The following is a 21,162-nucleotide window of genomic DNA, read 5'->3' on the forward strand; positions in this document are numbered from 1 at the left end:
GGCTCGGCGTCAGATCAGGGCCTGCGCGACGCGCTCCAGCGCGGCCACACGACTGCCCTTGACCAGCACCGCATCGCCTTCGACGAGGTCCCCGAGCGCGGCCACGGCGCCCGCGACGTCGGCCACATGCGTGGCCGCCTGTCCGTAGTGCGGCTCGTCGACGGCGATTACCGTGATGCCCAGTGCCCGCGCCTGCTCGGCGATCTCCCGATGCGCGGCCGGTCCGCCGTCGCCGAGTTCGGCCATCGTGCCCAAGACGGCGAAGCGGCGGCGCGCGTCCAGCAGCGCGAGCGAGGACAGCGCGGCCGTCATCGACGTCGGGTTGGCGTTGTAGGCGTCGTTGATCACCACCACACCGTCCGCCGTGGTGGTCAGTTCCATGCGCAACCCGGACAGTCGGGCCGTGCTCAGCCCGGCGGCGATGGCCTCCACCGGCACGCCCATCCCGCCTCCCGCGGCCGCCGCGGCCAGTGCGTTGGGCACCTGGTGTTCGCCGCGCGCGCCCAGCTCGACGCGGGCGGTGCCCCACGGGGTCAACAGATCGAAACCGGCGCGCAGCTGATCGTCGAGCACCACGTTCTCCGCGCGGACGTCGGCGCCAGCCGCTAGACCGTAGGTGAGCACCCGCGCCTGCGTGCGCGCGGCCATGGCCGCCACCACCTCGTGGTCGGCGTTGAGGACCGCCAGGCCGTCGGATCCGAGCGACTCCACCAGCTCGCCCTTGGCCCGCGCCACATCGTCGAGGGAGCCGAACATCTCCAGGTGCACGGCCTCCACCCGGGTCAACACCCCGACGGTCGGCGAGGCGATCTCGCACAGCAGCTGAATGTGGCCCACCCCGCGCGCGCCCATCTCCAAGACCACGGCCTCGGTGTCGTCGGGGGCGCCCAGCAGGGTCAGCGGCAGACCGAGCTCGTTGTTGAACGACTTCTCGCTCGCGGCGGTGGTGAAGGTGGTCTCCAGGACACCGGCGAGCAGGTCCTTGGTGGAGGTCTTGCCCACCGAGCCGGTGACGCCGACGACGCGGTCGGGCACATTCCGTCGTGCTTCCCGCCCGAGATCGGCGAGAGCCACCGCGGTGTCGGCCACCTGCACGGCGGTCGCAGCGATCGCGGGATCGGGTGCGCGGTCGGTCAGGTAGACCGGCGCCCCCGCGGCCACGGCGGCGGCGATGAAGTCGTGCCCGTCGCGCGCGGCGACGATGGGCACGAACAACTGCCCGGGGGCCGCGGCGCGCGAATCGATGCTGGCCGAATCGACGCGAACATCGGGTCCATGGAGGGTGCCGCCGGTGGCGGCGGCGATCTGACTAGCGAGAAGGTGCACGCGGGAAACGCTACTCGCCGCCACGTATCCTGGCACCCATGCCTACTCCCCTCTTGCGGCTGGTTGTCCTCTACGGCGGAGTCTCCGCCGAACACGACGTCTCGCGGGTCACCGCGGCACACGTCCTCGCCGCCGCAGATCGCAGCAAGTACTCGCTGGTGCCGGTCGGCATCGCCAAGGACGGCACTTGGCACCGCAACGATTTCGCCGCGGCGGCCCTGGAGGCCGGCGACGATCTGGGCGACAGCCTCCCGATCGAAGGTCCCCTCGTCGACCCGGTCGCGGTGCTCACCGGTCCCGCCGACCAGGAGACCGTCGTGCTGCCGTTGCTGCACGGCCCGCACGGCGAGGACGGCACCATCCAGGGCATGCTCGAGCTGTTCAAGGTGCCCTACGTCGGCTGCGGCGTGCTGTCGTCGGCGCTGTGCATGGACAAGGGCATGGCCAAGGAGGTCGCCGCGCACGCGGACATTCCGCAGTGCCGCTGGCTCACGCTCCGCGACGGGGTGGACGATCCCGCCGTCGTCGCCGCACGCGCCGTCGAGGAACTCGGCCTGCCGCTGTTCGTCAAGCCCGCCAACATGGGCTCGTCGGTGGGTGTCTCGCGCGCCGCGTCGGCCGCAGAGCTCGACGCCGCCATCGCCGAAGCCCTGCGCTACGACGACGTCGTGGTGATCGAGGAGGCCGTGGCCGGTCGCGAGATCGAGGTGGGGGTACTCGGCAACGGTGTTCCGGAGACCACCGTGCCCGGCGAGGTGGTCCCGGGCAGCGACTTCTACGACTACGAGGACAAGTACGTCACCGGCAGCGCGGAGCTGGTGATCCCGGCGGCGGTGTCCGACGAGGCCGCCGCCCAGGTCCGGGAGCTGGCTGCGCGCGCGTTCACGGCGCTGCGCTGCACCGGCATGGCCCGGGTGGACTTCTTCTACGAGGAGCCCGGCCGCGGCTGGCTGCTCAACGAGGTGAACACGATCCCCGGTTTCACGCCCGCGTCGATGTTCCCGAAGATGTGGGAGGCCACCGGGGTGGCCTACCCCGACCTCATCGACCGTCTCGTCGAGTCCGCGCGCGCCCTGCACCGTCGTCGGGCCCGGTTCTCCACCGAGCACTGAGCCCGCCCGACGCCGCCCGAACCTCCGCCTCCGCGTCGACGACCGCGTGTCGCGACCCATCCTTCGTGTCGGCCCGCTGCAGCGCGGGCGACCTTGGGCACGGGTCGCGACACGCGGTTTTTCGTCGGGCGCCGCGCGTACCCGAGACACCCGGGAATGGGGAAGGCCCCCATCTGCGCTGCAGATGGGGGCCTTGGCGGTGGCGGTGGGATTTGAACCCACGGTACGGGGTCACCGTACACAGCATTTCGAGTGCTGCACCTTCGGCCGCTCGGACACGCCACCGCGGAAAACTGTACCTGAGCCCTGCCGAAGAGGTGAAATCGCCTGCTAGGAGGCGGTTTTAGGGCGTATCGGAGCCGGTGATCCGGTCCTTGAGCTCGGTCGCCTTCTCCGTCGCGGTGTTGATCGCTCCCTGTACCTGCTCGTTGGCGAGCAGTTCGCTGAGCTTGTCCTGGGCGGTGTTGACCGCACCCTGCACCTGCTCGTTGGAGGCCAACTCGTTCAGCTTGGTCTTCGCGGTCTCGATGATCGAGTGGACCTGCTCGGAGTCGGCCAGCCCGGTGACCTTCTCGCGGGCGACGTCGATGATCTCGTTGATCTTGTCCATCGGATCGGACATGGCATTCCCTTCGTCGGTGGCCGGCGCGACAATGCGCTGCTCGGCAGCGATTTTATCCCTCAGTCGGCGATGCCGCGCCGGGCCGCGAAGAAATCGGTCACCAGAGCCGCGCACTCGTCGGCCAGCACCCCGCCGCGCACCTGGGGTCGGTGCAGCAGTCGTTGGTCCCGCAGCAGGTCCCAGAGCGATCCCACCGCGCCCGTCTTGGGTTCCCAGGCACCGAAGACCACCGCCGAGACCCGGGACAGGCCGATCGCGCCCGCGCACATCGCGCAGGGCTCCACCGTCACCGCGATCGTGCAGCCTTCCAGACGCCAGCCGTCGCCGTGCACCCGGGCGGCGGCACGCAGGGCCAGGACCTCGGCGTGCGCGGTGGGGTCGCCGTCTGCCTCCCGACGGTTCGTCGCCCGGGCCAGTTCGCGGCCGTCCGGACCGAACACCACCGCACCGATCGGCACGTCGTCGACGGGTGTCTCGGCGGCGGCCGCCAGGGCCGTCCGGATCTGCGCCAGCGCCGACTCGGGCACCACCGAATCAGTTCCCGAGGGTGTCGAGCAGTCGCGCCAGTTCGTCGCCGAAACCGAGCCGGGCGGCGATCATGCCCAGTTGCTCGTCTGCGTACAGGTCGCTGTCGCCGACGATGATGCTCATGACCCCGTCGGGCAGGCCCAGATCGGCGAGCACCGCCAGATCGCCCTCTTCCCACGGGTCCACGTCGTCGAGCTCGTCGGGATCGAGGTCGGGGACGTCCACGTGCAGTCGGTCCAGGACGTCCTCGGCGACGTCGTAATCGATCGCGGCCGTCGCATCCGAGAGCAGCAGCCCGGCGCCGTTGGGCGCGGGACGCACCACGACGAAGAACTCGTCATCGACGTTCAGGAGGCCGAAGACCGCACCCGCGGCGCGCAGTTCACGCAGTTGACGTTCGGCGTCGTCCAGGCTGTCCAGAGCACTGGAATCGAGCGTGCTCACCTTCCAACCGGCGTCCTCGCGGACCACCGCCACCGCATAGCCGTCGAACTCGGTCTCGGAAGCGTTGGTTCCAGCGGCAGCCATGCTGGTCACGGTAGCCGCTTTTGCACACTCTCCCAAGTCCGTTCGGCCCGCATGTGCCACGCTGAGGAGGTGCCTTCGAACCTTGCGCGCCCGGTCTGCATCCTCGGTCTCGGACTGATCGGCGGTTCCCTGCTCCGGCGGCTCGCCGACGACGGCCATCGGGCCTACGGCTACAACCGCTCGACGGCGACGGTCGCCGAGGCCACCGCCGCGGGCTACGACGCCGCGGGCGACCTGACCGCGGTGCTCCGGCGGGCGGCCGACGACGACGCGATCATCGTGCTGGCCACCCCCGTGCCCGCCCTGGCCGCCATGATCGCCGCCGTCGCCGAGCACGCGCCGTCGTGCCTGCTGACCGATGTGGTGAGCGTGAAGACCGAGGTGGCCGCGCTGGTGGCCGCCGGGCATCCGCGCGCCCGGTACGTCGGCGGCCACCCGATGGCCGGCACCGCCCACTCGGGGTGGGCCGCCACCGACCCGGACCTGTTCCGCGGCGCGATGTGGATGGTCTCCACTCCCGACGACGTGGAGGCCGCCGATTGGCGCTCGGTGGCGGCGCTGGCCCACCGGGCGGGCGCCGTGGTGGTGCCTGCCGCCGACGACGCGCATGACCGCGCGGTCGCCGCCATCTCGCACAACCCGCACCTGACGGCGGCGGCCACCGCCGCGGTCGGCGCCGGGGAGAGCGGGCTGGCGTTGCGCCTGGCCGCGGGCAGCTTCCGCGACGGCACCCGCGTGGCCGGGACCGCACCGGAGCTGCAGCGCGCCATGCTCGAGGGCAATGCCACCGCGCTGCTGAACACACTGAGCGAGACCATCGACCGGCTCATCGCCGCCCGCGATGCCCTGCGCGATCACGGCAGCGTCGAGGTCTTGGTGGCCGACGGCCATCGCGCCCGACGGCGCTACGAGGAGGTCGCCGCCGAGCAGGCACCGATCACCGGCGTCGAGGTCGGCGCTCCCGGCTGGGCCGCCGAACTCCGTCGGCAGGCCCACCTGGGCCGCGTCTGGCTGCCCTGAACGCCGTTCCGGTCAGATCCGGTCGGCGATGCCGGAGAACGTGGTGACCAGTCCGAATTCGTCGACGGTCAGGTCCCACGATCCGCGCGGCGAGGTCATGGTGACCGCACCGCCGGCGGGCCCGATGCCGTCGAAGGTGTACGACTTCTCGATCAGATCGACGCCGAACTCCGGCAGGCTCAGCTCCACCACCGGGACGTCGACGGAGGCCTGACCACCCAGCAGTCCGTGCCGTCGGATCACCACGGACTTGAGGAACGGCGAATGCCACAGGTCCACGGTGTCGGCACCGGCGAAGTCGCTGCGCACGATGCTGTCGGGCGTCTGCACCATCCAACGACCGTCCATGTCGCGACTGATGTCGAGGGCGCTCTCGCCGCTGGCCTTGAGCATGCGCACCGACAGCCGGCGCGTCACCCCGCTGTCGTTGGTGACGAGCTCGTACGACACCGAGAACGCCTCGTGGTCGTCGGTCGCGGCACTGATGATCCGGCCGTAGGCGCGGATCCGGCCACCACTGATGTTCATGCGGACCTGCTCCAGGCTGTCGGCGTACACCGCGCGCCAGGTGTGCATGGCCTTGACGTCGTTCGACGAATCACGAGGGGACACGGCTCTACGGTAACCCCTGTCAGCCCTCACACGTGAGTAGCCGGACGGTGGTCGACGGCTCGACCTCCTGGCTCGCCACTTCCACACCGTCGACGGTGATCCGGCACGACGCGGCCTCCCCCTCCGGAACCAGCAGGGTCAGGCGCGCATCTCCGTAGGTCACGGTCTCCTCGGTCCAGCGGCCGCCGGGCGCCTCCGCCACCCGCATCCGACCCTGCCCCAGGAACACCACCGTGGTGAGCGACTCCGTGGTCACCTCGTACACGGTGGGCAGCGGGGTGCCTCGGGTGCCCGGTGCCGACGGCCGCGGCGCCGAGGACCGCGGGGACTGCGGCGCGTTCGGGTCGGCGGAGGATCGGGGATTCTCGAGGTCGTCGAGATAGGGGTCGTCGAGCGGCTGCGTCGCCGGCGGCGCCGAGCGTTCGGCGAAGCGGGTGTCGGCGTCGTCCCCGCCGGAGAAGAACGTGAGCGCCGCGGCCACCAGGAGCACCAGGATCAGCACCGCAGCGAGGCCGCCGAGCATGCGCCGCAGCGGATCCCGCGGCGGCTCCGGAGGACTCGTCGGCGGCCCCGCGGGCGGTTGTGTCGGCGGGGTCACCGACAGCGCGGCGGCCGGTGTGGGCGGTTGGTACTGGTACTGCGGCGTGCCGTCGTCGGCGAAGCCGAGCGCCGGGTAAGTCTGCCCCCTCGCGACCGGCGGCCGATACGGCGGCGCGGGCCGCGGAGCGTGAGGTGGCCGGGTCATGCGTCCATTGTGCCGGTCCCCCGGAAACACGAAAGCGCCCCCACCGAAATCGGCGGGGGCGCTTGTCGAGTGCGCCCGTAGGGATTCGAACCCCAAACCTTCTGATCCGTAGTCAGATGCTCTATCCGTTGAGCTACGGGCGCTGGTACGCAGAACGAGTGTACAGAACCACTTGTTCAAACGCTATTCGGTTGTCCGGGCGAACCCGGTCAGCGGAGACGAGAGGATTTGAACCTCCGGTCCCTTTTTCAAGAGACAACTCATTAGCAGTGAGTCCCATTCGGCCGCTCTGGCACGTCTCCTGGTCTCAAGCCCTTGCGGACTCGCTCGCCGTGGAGAAGATTACACACGCCGCCGACGCAGAGGCAAATCGGCTGGACCGGACGTGATTCCGGCCGATCAAGGGCCTACATTTGGTAGTCGTGACGCTGCGCATTCGCCCCGATCTCGACTCGCTGCCCGCCTACGTGCCGGGCAAGGCCTTCCCCGGTGCACTCAAGCTCGCCAGCAACGAGGTGACCGAGCCGCCGCTACCCGCTGTGCTGGAGGCGATCACCGCCGCCGCCGCGGGCGTGAACCGGTACCCGGACAACGGCGCGGTGGCGCTCACCGAGGCGCTGGCGCAGAAGCTGGGCGTCACGACGGCGGAGATCCAGACCGGCGACGGCTCGGTGACGCTGTGCCAGAACCTGATCACCATCACCAGCGGCCCCGGCGACGAGGTGCTGTTCGGGTGGCGCAGCTTCGAGACCTACCCGCTGGCGACCCGGGTGGCCGGCGCGACGCCGGTGCAGGTGCCGTTGACCGACGACGCCGTCTTCGACTTGGACGCCATGGCCGCGGCGGTCACCGATCGCACCCGCCTGGTGTTCGTGTGCAACCCGAACAACCCGACCGGCACGGTCGTGACGACGGAGGCCCTGCGGGCCTTCCTGCGCCGTCTGCCGAGCGATCTGATCGTCGCCCTCGACGAGGCCTACATCGAGTACGTCCGGCCCGACGCCGCCCATGCCGTCGACGCCCTGGCTCTGCGCCGCGAGTTTCCCAATCTCGTGGTGCTGCGCACCTTCTCCAAGGCGTACGGGTTGGCCGGCCTGCGTGTGGGCTACGCCGTCGCCGATCCGGAGGTGGTGGCCGCCCTCAGCAAGGTGCACGTGCCGTTCTCGGTGAACAGCCTCGCGCAGGCGGCCGCGATCGCCGCGCTGGGCGCGCAGGAGCAGCTGCTGGCGCGCACCGACGCCGTCGCCGAGGAGCGCGCACGCGTCAGCGCGGCACTCCGCGAGCTGGGCTACCCGGTGAGCGATTCGCAGGCCAACTTCGTCTGGCTGCCACTGGGCGAGGACGCCGCGGCGTTCGCGGCGGCGGCCACCGAGTCCGGTCTGGTGCTACGGCCGTTCGCCGGGGAAGGCGTCCGAGTCACGATCACCGTGCCCGCCGAGAACGACGCCTTCCTGGCGTTCGCGCGGGCCTGGAAGTCGTAGAGGTCAGGCGATGGCCGGGCCGAGCACGGCCCAGGCCTCCGGCAGGTCACGCTTCCAGTAGGCCCAGTTGTGGGTGCCGATCAGTCGGAAGCCCGGCGTGAAGTTGATCCCCGCGGACGACAGCTGCGCCGCGAACTGCAGCGAGCAGCGGTAGGCGCCCACCTCGAGGGCCGAACCGGCGGCGATCTGCGCGTCGGCCGGGCCGTCCTTCGGGTCCCGCTTCATGGTGATGTCCATCGGACCCACGGCACCGGATCCGGCGCTGAGGTAGATCGCCTTGCCACGCAATGCCTCCAGGCGCAGCGACGGGTCGTGCGCCTTCCACTTCTTGTTACCGGTGCGGCCCCACATGTTGTCGGCGTTGCCGCCGCCCTTGGCGACGGTGGTGCGCACGTACGCCTCGTTGGCGGGCTCGGACACCGGCGGGCAGCCGCTCAGCGACGCCACGCCGCGGTAGAGCTCCGGGTGGCGCGTGGCCAACGCGAAGGCGGACTGACCGCCCATCGACAAGCCCATCACCGCGTTGCGGCCGTTGGAGCCGAACTGCTCGCCGATCACCTTGGGCAGTTCCTCGGTGAGGAACGTCTCCCACTGCGGCTTCCCGAGCGCGCTGTCCGTGCGCGTCCAGTTGGTGTAAAACGACCCGGCGCCACCGGCCGGGAGCACGACGTTCACGTTGCGGCCGGCGAAGAACTCCGCCGCGCCGCCCTTGGTGATCCAGTCGCTGACCTCGTCCCCGGCGTCGGCGCCGTCGAGCATGTACAGGGTGCCGCGCGGGGCGGACCCGGACGGCGACAGCACCGTCACCGGGACGGTACCGTTCATCGCCGCGCTCTTGATCTCCAGGTCGGTGCGATGCAGACCGCGCTGCTTCTTCTCCACGACGTGCGCACCCAGCGGCGCGGCCTCCGTCGGCGCGACCACTGCCAACGGGGCCATCAGGGCGGCCGTGGACAAAGCGGCGAGGGCGAGTCGGAACGAAGGCAGGCGCATGGTCGCCAAAGGTACCTCCTGCAAGTATCACGAGGGTTAACCGGGACTGATCTCTCGCTGAGAATCGCGTCACCGAGCAGGCATAGACTGCCGCCATGTCTGATACCGACCAGCGGTTCGCTTTTCTCGCCCAGGTTCCCGTGCGCTGGTCGGACGCCGACGCCTTCGGCCACATCAATCACGCGCGGATGGTCACCCTGATGGAGGAGGCCAGAATCCAGTGGCTGCTGAGCGCCGGTGAGGAGTACGCGCCGCTGATCAAGAGCGCGATGATCGTGCACGTGGAGATCCGCTACCAGGCACAGCTCCGGCACCACGACAGCCCGCTGACGATCGGCATGTGGATCAAGGGGCACCGCTCGGTCGACTTCACCATCGGCTACGAGATCCGCGGCGCCGAGGCGGCGCTGGACTCGAAGCCCGCGTGTGTGGCCAGCACGCAGATGGCCGTGGTCGACATCGAGGCGCACACCCTGCGCCGCCTCACCGACGAGGAGAAGGCCTACCTCAAGAGCTGGGGCCGGGGCCCGGCCTGAGCGGGGCCGGCGCTACCGCTGGTCGGGCTCGTAGCGCTCGGGCAGTTCCATCGGCGGCGCATACGGCGCGATCCGCGCGATGTTGCCCTGCAGCACGTCGCGGTAGATGCGCAGCTGTTCTTCGCCGGCCCGCACCTGCTCGGAGAGTCGTCGGGTGTTGTCGACCGACAGTTCTCGATCACCGGAGCGGGCGACGAGGTGATCGATGCGAGCGTCGAGGGTCGTCGCCCGGTCGTACTCGTCGAGGATCCGCAATTCCACCGCCGCAGATTCGACGGTCTGCGCGATCTCGATCAGGGCGTGCACGCGGGTGAGCAGTTCGGTCCACACCGGACGCAGCGCCGCCTCGCGCTGATCGAGGTGGTCGGCGAAACCCTGGTCGAAGCCGCCGCTGGCGCGGGCCCGATCCAGGTCGACGCGCAGGGTCCGCAGCGCCACCACGTCGGCGGCGATCTCGGCCAGTTCCGCGTGCAGGTTCACGGCCGAACGCTGCAGTTCGAAGAAGTCCGACCGCCAGGCCGGGCTCTGCTGGATGCGGTCGTAGAAGTGACCGGCGACGAACTGGAGGGCCTCGTAGCCGTCACTGAAATCGGCGCCGCCACGGCCGGCGGGAACCGGCTGACCGTCGGTGCCGAGCGCTTCGTTGATCCACGCCTCGACGTTCTGCGCGGCGCCGCGCCCGGCGAGGGATCCGACGAAGCCTGCGATCCGATCGACCGCCGCGCTGCCCGCGCGGCGCACCCCGCCGCCCACCGGAAGGTTGGCGACCGGCGTGTAGAGCAGCCCGGTGAAGAGCTTCTCCCGCTCGTCGATCTCCAAGTACAGGTTCTCGCGTCGTTCCCGCCGAATGGCCCGCGTGCTGGTGGCGAAGACACCCTTGCCGACCACCACGACGCGACGGGCGTCGTCGCGCCTACGCGTCATGCCCGAGAGCCGGGTGCGCAGGACGGTGGCCACCACGTTCGGAATCATCCCGGTGTCGAGCTGCTTCTCCAGGTGCAGAATCGCGTGATGCAGACGGCGAAGATCGACGTACGGCCCGGTCAACCGCGGCAGTGGCAGGCCCACCGACATCCGACGCACCACCAACGCCCGCCCACCGGGCGAGAGATGACCCGAAGCGATCAGCAGAGCAGCGTCGTCGGACAGGGGTGGCGGATCACCCGGCAACCGCGCTTCCTGCGCCCATCGCCGCAGATCGGCCATGGTTACGGGCACGCTTGCTGAGCTCATGGAGTCATCCTACCGACGAGTCCGGCGTGGCACCGGCACGACAAATCCGCCATCAGTCGCCAACTTCCCGGTTGCGGCTCTCCAGAAGCGTGCCCGTTCGCGCGCTTCGGGTGTGGCCACCAGCAGGTGCAGCAGCCACGCGATCGGTGTCGCGACCGCGACGGTGGTCAGGAAAGCGAGCGCCGTGGACCCGGTGAAGATCGGATAGCCGAGCCAGCCCATCGCGAATTCCAGCACGATCACGTGGACCAGGAAGAACTCGTAGGAGATCTCCCCGAACCACACCACCGGCCGGGCACCGAGAAATCGCTGCCACGGATCGGGTGCGGCGCCGGACCTCATCCCCACGGCCAGCGGTCCGATCAGCCCGAGCGCCACCACCAGATAGAGCAGGTGCTTGATGATGGTCTGGCCTGCGTCGTCGGGAATGATCGTCGGCCCACCCGCGAACGAGCCCGCCGACACCAGGAACGCCGCGACGGCGACCGGTACGGACACCTGCCAGTTCCAGCGGCGGAGCACTTCGACGAGAACCGCCAAGACCATGCCGCCGACGAACCAGCTCGCGAACGCGGGCGGCCACAGCCGGGCGGTCGGATCGGCTGTGGGCATGCCGTGAACCACCACGGTCCACACCGGCGAGACCAGCGCCAGGACACCGAGGGACAGCAGAAGCAGGTCCGGTCGCCAGCGCCGTTTGCACACCAGCACCGCGATCGGCCAGGCCAGCAGCGGCAGCACCACGTAGAAGGCCATCTCGGCGGCCATGCTCCACATCTGACTCAGCCCGGTCCGCAGGTGACCGAAACCGTAGACCTGCGTGAACGTCATGTTGCGGAGGAAGCTGCCCCAGCCCTGCCCGGTCTGCCCGGGATCGGAGCGCACCAGGAAGATCAGGTAGACCGCGATCACGGTGATCCAGTACGCGGGCACCACCCGTCGGAACCGATGCCAGGCGTAGCGGCCCACCGACGGCAACTCTGCCGCCGGCTGCGCTCCGCTGGCCTGGCGTCGACCGCCGGTCAGCTGTGCTTGCCGGAGCGCCCGCACCCACGGCTGAAACAGCAGGAATCCCGAGAGAACGAAGAAGATCGCGACGCCGATCTCGAAGCGCGCGAAGAAGCGACCCTCGAGGTCGTCGGTGTAGCGCCCGGTCCAGAACGCCGCGTGGGTCAGGCACACCGCCAGCGCTGCCAGCGCGCGGATCCCCGTCAGCGGCGCCGAGCGCGAAGAAGTCACCGCACCATCATGACGTGTCCAGTTGCGCCGACTGGTTTCGACAAGCTCAACCGGGGAAGGCAGTCAACGCCCGGTGCGGCGTCGACCTCTCGCAGCCGGCGGGCGACCGGACGATTTGCCGCTCTTCGCCGGGCGCGGGGGCACTTTGCCCGCGGCTTCCAACGAGGCCCGACGGGCGGCGGCCTTCTCCTTCGCCGACCGTTTCGGCGTCGGCTCGCTCTGACCGCGCGACGAGCCCGGGCGTCGGCCGCGAACGACGCCGATGAATTCCTCCACCAGCTCGGGCGTCGGGTCGTCGCTCGTCGCCTCCACCCACAGCAGCCCGACCGGCGTCGACGGGCCGTCGGTCAGCGGCCGGTAGGTGAGGTCCCGCCGATGGTGCAGCCGGGCCAACGACATCGGCACCACCAGCACACCCAGCCCGGCGGCCACCAGCTCGACGGCGGCGGCGGTGGTGTCCGGACGGTGGTCGATCACCGTGCCGGGGTTACCCGACCAGCCCAGCACGTCATCGGCCGGCAACAGATACTGCTCGCCGGCCAGGTCGGCGACCGCCACCTCGTCCACGGCGGTGAACACGTGATCCTTCGGCACCACCACGACCGGCACCTCGTCGTACAACCGGATCACCGACAGACCCTCGTCGCCGTCACCGGGACGGGCCAGCGCCGCATCGGCCGCTCCCGCGCGCAGACGGTCGGCGACCTCGGCGGCCGGGCAGTCCACCAACTGCACCTCGACGCCGGGGCGTCGCTCGCCGAAGATCCGCACCCATTTGGCCGGCATCACGCCCGGAACGTACGCCAACCGGAAGACCGGGGTGTTCTCCTCTACCGTCACCGGCGTACCGCCCTCCCCGCTCTGCCCGGCCCTGTTCGGCCTGGTCGCCCCACGATTATTGCCGACGTCACACTGACGAATGCAGAATCGAGGTATAGCTCACCGTTGAGTCCTGACGAAACCCCGCGCCGACCGGCGCGGTCCTACACGGAGGTGACATGGCAGAAGCCGCGATGTCGCATATCCGTCGCGCCTACGAACAGCTCCTCGCCTCCGGCCAGCCGCCCGCCGAAGCTGTGCGCGCCGTGGTGGCCGATTCGTGGCTTCGCTCGATGCAACGCGGCATCGACCCGGTGGGCGCCGACGCCGAACCGCAGGCGTCCGCGCTCACCACGAGCGACTTCGAGGAGTACCGCCGAACGCACCGGCTCACCGCGATCCGCGAACTGGTGCAGTCGTTGATGCTCGACGACATCGCCGACTCGGGCGTGGTCGTCGCCCTGACCGACCGGGACGGGCGTCTGCTCTGGGTGGAAGGCGACACCGCGGCGCGAGACCAGGCCGCGGCCATCAACTTCGTCGAAGGCTCGGTCTGGAGCGAGGACACCGTCGGCACCAACGCTCCCGGCCTGGCGCTGTCGTTGGGGCGCGGCGTGCAGATCCTCGGCCCCGAACACTTCGCCAGCTCCGTCCAGAACTGGAACTGCGCCGCCGCCCCCGTCCGCGACCCGCTGACCGGGGAGATCCTCGGCGCGATCGACGTGACCGGCGGCTCCGCGGCCGCCGCCCCCTTCGCGCTGGCCGCCGTGCGCTCGGTGGTGGCCGCCGTGGAGCGTGAACTCCGCTTCGACGGTCGCGGCACCGGCCCCGCCGCGTTGTCGGCCGGCGCCGTCGACCTGGCGCGGCCCGCATCCCCGACGCTGCCGTCGCTCTCGGCCGCCAACCACCTGACCGTGCTCGCGGCGCCGTCCTGGACACCGACCCGCGGGCGGCGGATCCCCCTGTCCCCCCGGCACGCCGAGATCCTGCTGCTGTTGAGCACCCATCCCGAAGGCCTAGGCACCGAGCAGCTGGCGATGCTGCTGTCCGACGAGGACCTCGGTGCGGTGACGGTGCGCGCCGAGATCTCCCGGCTGCGTCGGGACCTCGGGGACGTCATCGCCGCCCGCCCGTATCGGCTCACCGTCGAGTCGGACTCGGACGTCGGCACCGTGCGGCGCCTGCTGGAGCGCGGCGCCCTGGTCGACGCGCTGTCGGCGCTGGGTCGCGGCGGTCTCCTGGCCGAGTCGACGGCGCCCGGCGTCGTCGAGGTCTTCGAGGATCTGCGGGAGGATCTGCGCTCGCGCATCCTCAGCGGCGGCGACCCGGCCGCTCTCACCGCGTGGACGTCGTCGCCGCACGGCCGCGACGACGCGGCCGCCTGGCAGGCCCTGGTCGGCGCCCTGCCCGCGGGCGGCGCCGAGCGCGCCGTGGCGGCGGGCCGGTTGCGGCTGCTGGATCGGCGCCTCGGCCTCGACTGAGCCGGGCATCGTCGCAGGCAGTCGCGCGGTCACACGGTTGCAACGTGACTGCAACCACGTAGCATCTACTGTGTGTCCCAGATCACCAACCGCAGGTGACTTGACCGCCAAGCCACCCGACGCTTCATTAAGGAGTTTGCGATGACGATTTTCGCCAAGCCCGGTACCGACGGCTCGCTGATGAGCTACCAGTCCCGCTACGACAACTTCATCGGCGGAGCGTGGGTGCCGCCGGTCAAGGGCCAGTACTTCGAGAATCCGTCGCCGATCGACGGCAAGGTGTTCTGCGAGGTGGCCCGCTCCACCGCCGAGGACATCGACCTGGCCCTGGACGCCGCGCACGCCGCCGCTCCCGCGTGGGGCAAGACCACCGTCGCCGCCCGCTCGCAGGTCCTGAACAAGATCGCCGACACCATGGAGGCGAACCTGGAGGCCATCGCCGTCGCCGAGTCGTGGGAGAACGGCAAGGCGGTCCGCGAGACCCTCGCCGCCGACATCCCGCTGGCCATCGACCACTTCCGCTACTTCGCCGGCGTGATCCGTGCGCAGGAGGGCGGTATCTCCGAGATCGACAACGACACCGTCGCCTACCACTTCCAGGAGCCGCTGGGCGTCGTCGGCCAGATCATCCCGTGGAACTTCCCGATCCTGATGGCCGTCTGGAAGCTGGCCCCGGCACTGGCCGCAGGCAACTGCGTGGTCCTCAAGCCGGCCGAGCAGACGCCCGCATCGATCCTGTACCTGATGAGCCTGCTGACCGACGTCCTCCCGGCCGGCGTGATCAACGTGGTCAACGGCTTCGGCGTCGAGGCCGGTAAGCCGCTGGCCTCCAGCAACCGCATCCGCAAGATCGCCTTCACCGGTGAGACCACCACCGGCCGCCTCATCTCCCAGTACGCCTCGGAGAACCTGATCCCGGTGACCCTGGAGCTGGGCGGCAAGAGCCCCAACATGTTCTTCGACGACGTGATGAGCGCCGACGACGGCTTCCTCGAGCGCGCCCTCGAAGGCTTCTCGATGTTCGCCCTCAACCAGGGCGAGGTCTGCACCTGCCCGAGCCGCGCCCTGATTCAGGAAGGCATCTACGACGCGTTCCTGGAGAAGGCCGTCGACCGCGTCTCCAAGATCAAGATGGGCAACCCCCTCGACACCGAGACCATGATGGGCGCACAGGCCTCCAACGACCAGTACGAGAAGATCCAGTCGTACCTGACCATCGGTCGTGAAGAGGGCGCCGAGGTTCTCATCGGCGGCGAGGCGGCCGACCTCGGCGGCGACCTGTCGGGCGGCTTCTACATCAAGCCGACCGTCTTCCGCGGCAACAACGACATGCGGATCTTCCAGGAGGAGATCTTCGGTCCGGTGCTCGCGGTGACCAGCTTCCGCGACTACGAGGACGGCATCCGGATCGCCAACGACACCCTGTACGGCCTGGGCGCCGGCGTGTGGAGCCGCAACGGCACCGTCGCCTACCGCGCCGGACGGGACATCCAGGCCGGTCGCGTGTGGACCAACACCTACCACGACTACCCGGCGCACGCGGCCTTCGGCGGCTACAAGCAGTCCGGTATCGGCCGCGAGAACCACCTGATGATGCTCTCGCACTACCAGCAGACCAAGGCCCTGCTGGTCGGCTACAGCGGTCAGCCGAAGGGCTTCTTCTGAGCCCACTCTGCGCCCCCGCGGTGCAGTCCTGAACGACGCGCCCCGGAGGTGGTTACCTCCGGGGCGCGTTTTCCAATGTCCGAGTAGAACGACCGAATGAGAGAGGGAGTCCGGCGATGAGCGAGAACTCCGCACCCGACCGGGTGGTGGCCACCGAGGCCGCGACCGCGCTGTTGACCAAGCTCACCGAACTGCACGGCGGCCTGATGATCCATCAGTCCGGCGGCTGTTGCGACGGCTCCGCCCCCATGTGTTACCCGGTCGGCGAATACCGCATCGGTCAGCGCGATGTGCTGGTCGGCGAACTGGGTCTGCCCGATCCGCTGCCGCTGGTGCGGGTGTGGATCAACGGCGACCAGTTCGAACTGTGGAAGCACACCCAACTGATCCTCGACGTGGTGCCCGGCCGCGGCGCTGGCTTCTCCCTCGAAGCACCCGAGGGGGTGCGTTTCCTGTCGCGGTCACGGGCGTTCGACGACGGCGAGAACGCCGCCCTCGCCGCCAGTCCGCCGCGCACGGGCGCCGACCTGGAGGTTTAGGCCCCGATCGTGGGGAAGGTCCAGGTGCCGTCGGTGATCTCCGGGCGCGGGCGGTACAGCCGCACCAGGTAGTTCCAGCCCTCGGTCACCGGGATCGCGTTGGGCACGTCGGCGGGGTAGTCACCGAACCGGACGGTGACGCTGCCGTCGTCGTTGCGGACGCCGGTGATGTTGTTGACCGTGTAGGCCCCGCGGTCGTTCGGCTCGAAGAAACCGTCGGCATTGTACACCGAGATCGACCAGAAGCCGTCGACCGGGACCTCGCCGACGGTCAGTTCGTGGTTGCCCTCGGGCAGCCGGGGGTCGACGCCGATGTACACGGCCTCGGTCACCGGGAGGCCGCCCCAGCCGGCGGCGGTGCCGATGAGATGGCGGATCGGGTCCACCTGCTCGGGCGTGCCGAAGGAGCCGTCGAAGTCGCTCATGTTGCGGGCCAGGTCCAGCAGGGACCGCCGCGTCTCGTCGAACGACTCCCGGTCGTAGTCCGGCAGCTCGAAGGGGACCGACGACGCGGCGGTCACGTCGAGCTGATCCTGCAGCGCCGCCACCGCGGCCAGGTCGGCGGGATCGGCGGGGTCGACGAGAATGCGCACCGCCAGCACCACGTAGCGGGTGCCGAACCGCTCCTGGGTCAGTTCGTGTCGGCCCGCGTCATGGAAGATCGCGTGGATGTAGTGGTCCTCGTTGACCACCATCGCCGACAGGTAGCGGTCGCCGGGCTCGGGCAGCGTGAGGGTCGCGCCCTCGGCGAGGTCGACGACGGCGAAGCTGTACAGGGTGTCCCGGTTGAGTCGGATCACCACCTGCCGGTTGATGTCGGCGGGTTCGCGCTCGTGGGAGAAGCGATTCACCCCGCCGGACTTGGCTTGCAGATCCGTCATCATGCGGGCGGTTTCGGCTCGGACGAAATTGTCGACGTTCACGCGAATGGTCACGCGATGCATAATCTCATGCGGCCGACGCCGCCGTCAGCACACGACCTCAGTAGTCGGCGGCCGGGTCGACCACGGACAGCAGCGGCTCGCCCGCGGCGAACCGTCGTACGTTCTCGGTGAGCCACGGCGCCATCTCGCGGGTGAGGCCCGGCGCGGGATTGGCGATGTGCGGGGTGAGGATCAGGTTCGGGTACGAGTAGAGCGGGTCGTCGTCGGCGGGCGGTTCCGGGTCGGTCACGTCGAGCGCGGCGCCGGCGATGGTTCCGGCGCGCAGCGCCCGGCCGAGCGCGTCCTGATCGATGAGCCGGCCGCGCGCCACGTTCACGACCCAACTGTGCGGTTTCAGCAGCGCCAGCGTGCGGTCGTCGAGCAGGTGCCGGGTGGCCGCGGTCGACGGTGCCGCCAGCACCACGTGATCGGCCGCGGCCAGCGCCTCGTCGGTCTGCGCGACGGGCAGCGTCCGGTCGGCGCCGTCGACCGGACGACCGGAGAAGTTGACCGCGAGCACGCTCGCCCCGCAGGCCCGCAGTCGTGGGGTCAGTTCGCGGCCGATACCGCCGGCACCGATGATGGCCACCGTCGCGCCGCGCAGGGTGCGGACGGCGGGCGGGATCACCGTCTCGTTCCAGCCCAGGAGCACGCTGGTGTGGAGCTGACGCAGCCCGGCCAGCAGCAGCGCAAGCGCGTGCTCGGCGCAGCCGGCGGCGTAGAAACCGGATGCGTTGGTCCAGATCCGCCGGTCGTCGAGCACGTCGGCGTCCTTGAATCCTTCGATCCCCGCGGTCTTGAGCGCCACCCATTCGATGGTGTCGTCGAGTCGGGGGAAGTCGTTCGGGGCGCCGATCCACACCAGTGCCCGTGCCCGGCTCATCGGCACCACGACGCCCCCGCCCGCTTCGACCGCGGCGACGAGGTACCGATCGTGTTCGGGCTCGATCGCGACGGGGAGCGGGGCGGAGGCGTCGGAGTTCATGCCTCAAGCTGTACGCGAGAACTCAGCCGACGAGCAATGCTCCGGCCAGACCCAGGCCGACGATCCAGGTGGTGCCCACCGCGCCGAGCACGAACGGGCGCGGCCCGACGGCCCGCAGCGCGCTGATCCGGACGCCGGTGCCGAGTGCGAACATCGCGGCGCTGAGCAGCGCCACCTGGACGTATCCGGCCACGGTGAGCACGGCGTCGGGCACCACGCCGACCGAGCGCAGCGTGACGCAGGCGAGGAAGCCGATGATGAACAGCGGCACCAGCGGCGGGCGCTTGCCCGCCGGTGCGTGCCGACGCTGACGCAAGCTGATCACGGTCATCACCGGTGCGAGCATCAGGACGCGACCGAGCTTGACCACCACGGCGACCGCCAGCGCACCCGAGCCGATCATGCCGCCGGCGGCCACCACCTGCGCGACCTCGTGGACCGAGGCGCCCACCCAGATGCCGCCGATCTCCGGCCCCAGCGCCAGGAAATGCACGGCCAGGGGCAGCAGGCCGAGCAGCATGGTGCCGAAGACCACCACGGTGCCGATCGCGGTGGCGACGTCCTCGTCGTCGGCGTCGATCACGCCGTCGACCGCGGCGACCGCGGCCGCCCCGCAGATCGACGTCCCGCAGGCGATGAGGAGGCGTTGCGCCGGGCTCAGGCCCAGCTTGGCACCCAGCCAGAGCATGCCCCTGATACCGAACACCACCACGCAGACGATCACCGCGATCACGCCGGCGCCGAGACCAAGGATGTCGCCGAAGACCAGCTGGAAGCCCAGCAGCGCGATGCCGATCCGCAGCAGCGGGCGCGCGGCGATCGCCACGCCGGGGGCGTAACGCAGGCCGAGGGGCGCGACGTTGGTCAAGATCGCGCCGAGCACGATCGCGATCAGCAGCGGGCTGACCATCGGCAGCCACCAGTTCACGGCCATCGCGATCGCGGTGGCGAGGGCGCAGACCAGCAGGCCCGGCACCGGCCCGGTCGCGGGCAGCGACGGCGGTGCTTGCGTTTCCGATTCCAGCTGGCGGGTCATGCCATCAAGGCTCGCCCGGTTCGCCACCGGGCAGAAGCCCCCACTTCGGCATGAGGCTATATCGAATTGATCTACCTACATCTGTGCATGGGCATCCCGCAGGTCCGACGACGGGTAATCTCGCCGTCGTGCGCCCCCGTTCGCTCGACCTCACCGCACTGGAGTTGCTCGTCGGCGTCGACGACCACGGCAGCCTCAGCGCCGCCGCCCGCGAACTGCACATGGCGCAACCCAACGCGAGCCGCGCGGTCGGGCGCCTGGAACGCCAGCTCGACGTCGTGCTTCTGGAACGCACCACCACCGGTTCCCGGCTCACCGTCGAGGGCACCGTGCTGGTGCATTGGGCTCGCGAGACGTTGGCCGGGGCGCGACGTTTCCTCGACGTCGCCGACGGCCTGCGCGACGACCGGAACGCGGAACTGACCGTGGCCGCGTCGCTGTCGGTGGCCGAGCATCTGATGCCGCGGTGGCTGGGCGAATTCCGGCGCAGCCACCCCGACACCACCGTGCACCTGCAGGTGCAGAACTCCGCCGGTGTCTTCGACCTGCTCGGCTCGGGCGGCTGCGACGTGGGCTTCATCGAATCCCCGGGCATTCCCAAAGGGATCTACAGCGCCGTGGTGGCCCGCGATCGGTTGGTGGTGATCGTGGCGCCGGACCATCCGTGGGCCCGCCGCACCGCGCCGCTGTCGGTGTCCGAGCTGGCCGGCACTGCGCTGCTGATGCGCGAGCCCGGATCCGGCACCCGCGACACCCTCGACGCCGCCCTGGAAGGCCACACCCGCGCCGCACCGCTCCTGGAGCTGGGCAGCAGCGCCGCCATCACCACCGCGGTGGCCGGCGGCGTCGGCCCCGCCGTCCTCAGCACGCTCGCCGTCGACGGCGCCGTCCGCGCCGGGACGGTCCGTATCGTCGACGTCCCCGGCCTGCAGGTGGAGCGCGATCTACGCGCGGTGTGGCAACCGCCCGCCCAGCTCTCCGGGCCGGCCGGCGACCTCGTCCGGATCGCCCAGCAGCCGACCTGACCGTCTGCCCGGTCGCGTCCGACTCATGGGCTCGCAACCCGACTAGGCGCACTTCCCGGTCAAGCCGTGATCGTCAATACCAGACCTTGCGTCCGGCGATAGGCCGGCCGACCGCGCCGAGAATCCACAGGACCGCACCGATGACGATCAGTGCGACGCCGATGTAGGTCAAGATCGCGAGCGAGAGCACCCAGCCCAGGATCAGAAGAATCACTCCGATGAGAATCATGCCGTTCCCCTTTCCTTCCGGCACTACGGCCGGCTTCGGATCATTCGCTCGGCTGCGGAAGCTCCACGTTGCAGTCGTCAACCTTGGGGTTGACGCCGGCGTAGTTCAGCGGTCCGGACACGATCGTCAGCGCGATCGTGCCGGCCGTCGCACAGTTCGCGTCCGATTCCTTGAAATAGTCACGCTGGACGGCCGCGACCACACCGATCACCAGCCAAATGAGGACGAGCACACCCAGAATTCCGCTACCGCGTCGCACGTTCATCGCCGCCTTTCGGTTCATCACCTGTCGTGATGCACGGGGTACCCGCTCCGGCCAGCTCTGAAACATGACACGCGACTGCCCGTGTCGCGACTCGTGCCTCATTTCGCCGTGGCTGCCGGAACTTGTCAAGCTGTCTGAGACAGCTGCTTGGTTTGGTTAACAGTTTTGGTGTTGATTCCGGTCGGTCCAGGCAGGGGCGGTGCCTGCGGAGGCCGCCGGA

At 70.0% G+C, this 21,162-nt stretch carries 23 protein-coding genes and 3 tRNA genes; 8 read left to right on the top strand and 18 right to left on the bottom strand.

All coding sequences use genetic code 11. The features are described from left to right. Positions 1–9: 9 nt before the first annotated feature. Complete coding sequence (locus ACFFJD_RS00970) at positions 10–1,326, bottom strand: UDP-N-acetylmuramoyl-tripeptide--D-alanyl-D-alanine ligase (RefSeq protein WP_382359560.1); 1,317 nt, start codon at positions 1,324–1,326, stop codon at positions 10–12. Between the two features lie 38 nt (positions 1,327–1,364). Here ACFFJD_RS00970 and ACFFJD_RS00975 point away from each other — a divergent pair, with 38 nt between their 5' ends. Next, complete coding sequence (locus ACFFJD_RS00975; protein ID WP_382359563.1) at positions 1,365–2,438, top strand: D-alanine--D-alanine ligase family protein; 1,074 nt, start codon at positions 1,365–1,367, stop codon at positions 2,436–2,438. A gap of 194 nt (positions 2,439–2,632) precedes the next feature. On the opposite strand, the gene ACFFJD_RS00980 is transcribed toward ACFFJD_RS00975, so the two are convergent. The 4 genes from ACFFJD_RS00980 to ACFFJD_RS00995 all read right to left on the bottom strand — a co-directional run bounded on the left by ACFFJD_RS00980 (position 2,633) and on the right by ACFFJD_RS00995 (position 4,116). Beyond that, positions 2,633–2,723: transfer RNA gene (locus ACFFJD_RS00980), tRNA-Ser, on the bottom strand. 58 nt (positions 2,724–2,781) lie between these two features. Beyond that, positions 2,782–3,060, bottom strand: coding sequence for a hypothetical protein (locus ACFFJD_RS00985; RefSeq protein WP_382359566.1), 279 nt, complete (start codon positions 3,058–3,060; stop codon positions 2,782–2,784). Between the two features lie 59 nt (positions 3,061–3,119). Beyond that, positions 3,120–3,587, bottom strand: a complete 468-nt coding sequence (locus ACFFJD_RS00990) for a nucleoside deaminase (RefSeq protein ID WP_382359569.1) — start codon at positions 3,585–3,587, stop codon at positions 3,120–3,122. A gap of 7 nt (positions 3,588–3,594) precedes the next feature. Beyond that, positions 3,595–4,116 carry a tRNA adenosine deaminase-associated protein gene (locus ACFFJD_RS00995; RefSeq protein ID WP_382359572.1) on the bottom strand — a complete coding sequence of 174 codons (522 nt, stop codon included), beginning with the start codon at positions 4,114–4,116 and terminating at the stop codon, positions 3,595–3,597. A gap of 69 nt (positions 4,117–4,185) precedes the next feature. Between ACFFJD_RS00995 and ACFFJD_RS01000 the strand changes: the two genes are divergently transcribed. Further along, positions 4,186–5,136, top strand: a complete 951-nt coding sequence (locus ACFFJD_RS01000) for a prephenate dehydrogenase (protein WP_382359575.1) — start codon at positions 4,186–4,188, stop codon at positions 5,134–5,136. Positions 5,137–5,148: 12 nt separating this feature from the next. Here ACFFJD_RS01000 and ACFFJD_RS01005 read toward each other — a convergent pair whose 3' ends face one another. The 4 genes from ACFFJD_RS01005 to ACFFJD_RS01020 all read right to left on the bottom strand — a co-directional run bounded on the left by ACFFJD_RS01005 (position 5,149) and on the right by ACFFJD_RS01020 (position 6,795). Then, a complete protein-coding gene (locus tag ACFFJD_RS01005) occupies positions 5,149–5,748 on the bottom strand; it encodes a putative glycolipid-binding domain-containing protein (RefSeq protein WP_382359578.1) in 600 nt (199 codons plus the stop codon). A gap of 19 nt (positions 5,749–5,767) precedes the next feature. Next, complete coding sequence (locus ACFFJD_RS01010; RefSeq protein ID WP_382359581.1) at positions 5,768–6,493, bottom strand: hypothetical protein; 726 nt, start codon at positions 6,491–6,493, stop codon at positions 5,768–5,770. Between the two features lie 70 nt (positions 6,494–6,563). After that, a tRNA-Arg gene (locus tag ACFFJD_RS01015) sits at positions 6,564–6,636 on the bottom strand. Positions 6,637–6,706: 70 nt separating this feature from the next. Then, positions 6,707–6,795 (bottom strand) — tRNA-Ser (locus ACFFJD_RS01020). Between the two features lie 120 nt (positions 6,796–6,915). On the opposite strand from ACFFJD_RS01020, the gene hisC reads away from it, so the two are divergent. Next, the gene (gene hisC, locus ACFFJD_RS01025) at positions 6,916–7,974 is read left to right on the top strand and encodes a histidinol-phosphate transaminase (RefSeq protein ID WP_382359584.1); all 1,059 of its coding nucleotides are present in this window, start codon (positions 6,916–6,918) and stop codon (positions 7,972–7,974) included. A 3-nt stretch (positions 7,975–7,977) separates the two neighbouring features. On the opposite strand, the gene ACFFJD_RS01030 is transcribed toward hisC, so the two are convergent. Beyond that, positions 7,978–8,913: an alpha/beta hydrolase gene (locus ACFFJD_RS01030; protein WP_382359637.1), complete on the bottom strand. Its 936-nt coding sequence runs from the start codon at positions 8,911–8,913 to the stop codon at positions 7,978–7,980. 149 nt (positions 8,914–9,062) lie between these two features. Between ACFFJD_RS01030 and ACFFJD_RS01035 the strand changes: the two genes are divergently transcribed. Further along, positions 9,063–9,503 (top strand): acyl-CoA thioesterase, encoded by a 441-nt coding sequence (locus ACFFJD_RS01035; protein WP_382359587.1) that lies wholly within the window; start codon positions 9,063–9,065, stop codon positions 9,501–9,503. Between the two features lie 12 nt (positions 9,504–9,515). Here ACFFJD_RS01035 and ACFFJD_RS01040 read toward each other — a convergent pair whose 3' ends face one another. From ACFFJD_RS01040 to ACFFJD_RS01050, 3 genes are all read right to left on the bottom strand, one after another. After that, positions 9,516–10,736, bottom strand: a complete 1,221-nt coding sequence (locus ACFFJD_RS01040) for a hypothetical protein (RefSeq protein WP_382359590.1) — start codon at positions 10,734–10,736, stop codon at positions 9,516–9,518. Positions 10,737–10,745: 9 nt separating this feature from the next. Continuing rightward, complete coding sequence (locus ACFFJD_RS01045; protein WP_382359593.1) at positions 10,746–11,975, bottom strand: acyltransferase family protein; 1,230 nt, start codon at positions 11,973–11,975, stop codon at positions 10,746–10,748. Between the two features lie 63 nt (positions 11,976–12,038). Next, on the bottom strand, positions 12,039–12,761 hold the full coding sequence (locus tag ACFFJD_RS01050; protein ID WP_382359640.1) for a LysR family transcriptional regulator substrate-binding protein: 723 nt from the start codon (positions 12,759–12,761) through the stop codon (positions 12,039–12,041). Between the two features lie 212 nt (positions 12,762–12,973). On the opposite strand from ACFFJD_RS01050, the gene ACFFJD_RS01055 reads away from it, so the two are divergent. The 3 genes from ACFFJD_RS01055 to ACFFJD_RS01065 all read left to right on the top strand — a co-directional run bounded on the left by ACFFJD_RS01055 (position 12,974) and on the right by ACFFJD_RS01065 (position 16,479). Next, a complete protein-coding gene (locus tag ACFFJD_RS01055) occupies positions 12,974–14,275 on the top strand; it encodes a transcriptional regulator (RefSeq protein WP_382359596.1) in 1,302 nt (433 codons plus the stop codon). A gap of 141 nt (positions 14,276–14,416) precedes the next feature. After that, on the top strand, positions 14,417–15,940 hold the full coding sequence (gene exaC, locus ACFFJD_RS01060) for an acetaldehyde dehydrogenase ExaC (protein WP_382359599.1): 1,524 nt from the start codon (positions 14,417–14,419) through the stop codon (positions 15,938–15,940). A 116-nt stretch (positions 15,941–16,056) separates the two neighbouring features. Continuing rightward, positions 16,057–16,479 carry a DUF779 domain-containing protein gene (locus ACFFJD_RS01065; protein ID WP_382359602.1) on the top strand — a complete coding sequence of 141 codons (423 nt, stop codon included), beginning with the start codon at positions 16,057–16,059 and terminating at the stop codon, positions 16,477–16,479. Here ACFFJD_RS01065 and ACFFJD_RS01070 read toward each other — a convergent pair. From ACFFJD_RS01070 to ACFFJD_RS01080, 3 genes are read right to left on the bottom strand one after another with little or no spacing between them, the layout of a single operon-like run. Next, on the bottom strand, positions 16,476–17,414 hold the full coding sequence (locus ACFFJD_RS01070; protein ID WP_382359605.1) for a DUF1254 domain-containing protein: 939 nt from the start codon (positions 17,412–17,414) through the stop codon (positions 16,476–16,478). The two genes, ACFFJD_RS01065 and ACFFJD_RS01070, sit on opposite strands and share 4 nt — an antisense overlap. 46 nt (positions 17,415–17,460) lie before the next feature. Continuing rightward, complete coding sequence (locus ACFFJD_RS01075; protein ID WP_382359608.1) at positions 17,461–18,387, bottom strand: NAD(P)-dependent oxidoreductase; 927 nt, start codon at positions 18,385–18,387, stop codon at positions 17,461–17,463. A 22-nt stretch (positions 18,388–18,409) separates the two neighbouring features. Then, positions 18,410–19,423: a YeiH family protein gene (locus ACFFJD_RS01080; protein ID WP_382359611.1), complete on the bottom strand. Its 1,014-nt coding sequence runs from the start codon at positions 19,421–19,423 to the stop codon at positions 18,410–18,412. 128 nt (positions 19,424–19,551) lie between these two features. Between ACFFJD_RS01080 and ACFFJD_RS01085 the strand changes: the two genes are divergently transcribed. Next, entirely contained in the window at positions 19,552–20,448 is an 897-nt protein-coding gene (locus ACFFJD_RS01085) for a LysR substrate-binding domain-containing protein (protein WP_382359614.1), read from the top strand. Between the two features lie 73 nt (positions 20,449–20,521). On the opposite strand, the gene ACFFJD_RS01090 is transcribed toward ACFFJD_RS01085, so the two are convergent. Together ACFFJD_RS01090 and ACFFJD_RS01095 are read right to left on the bottom strand one after the other, a co-directional pair. Continuing rightward, the gene (locus ACFFJD_RS01090) at positions 20,522–20,677 is read right to left on the bottom strand and encodes a hypothetical protein (protein WP_382359617.1); all 156 of its coding nucleotides are present in this window, start codon (positions 20,675–20,677) and stop codon (positions 20,522–20,524) included. A 40-nt stretch (positions 20,678–20,717) separates the two neighbouring features. Further along, positions 20,718–20,942: a hypothetical protein gene (locus ACFFJD_RS01095; protein WP_382359619.1), complete on the bottom strand. Its 225-nt coding sequence runs from the start codon at positions 20,940–20,942 to the stop codon at positions 20,718–20,720. Positions 20,943–21,162: the final 220 nt, after the last annotated feature.

Source organism: Gordonia phosphorivorans, from assembly GCF_042432625.1.
Taxonomy (GTDB): Bacteria; Actinomycetota; Actinomycetes; order Mycobacteriales; family Mycobacteriaceae; genus Gordonia; species Gordonia phosphorivorans.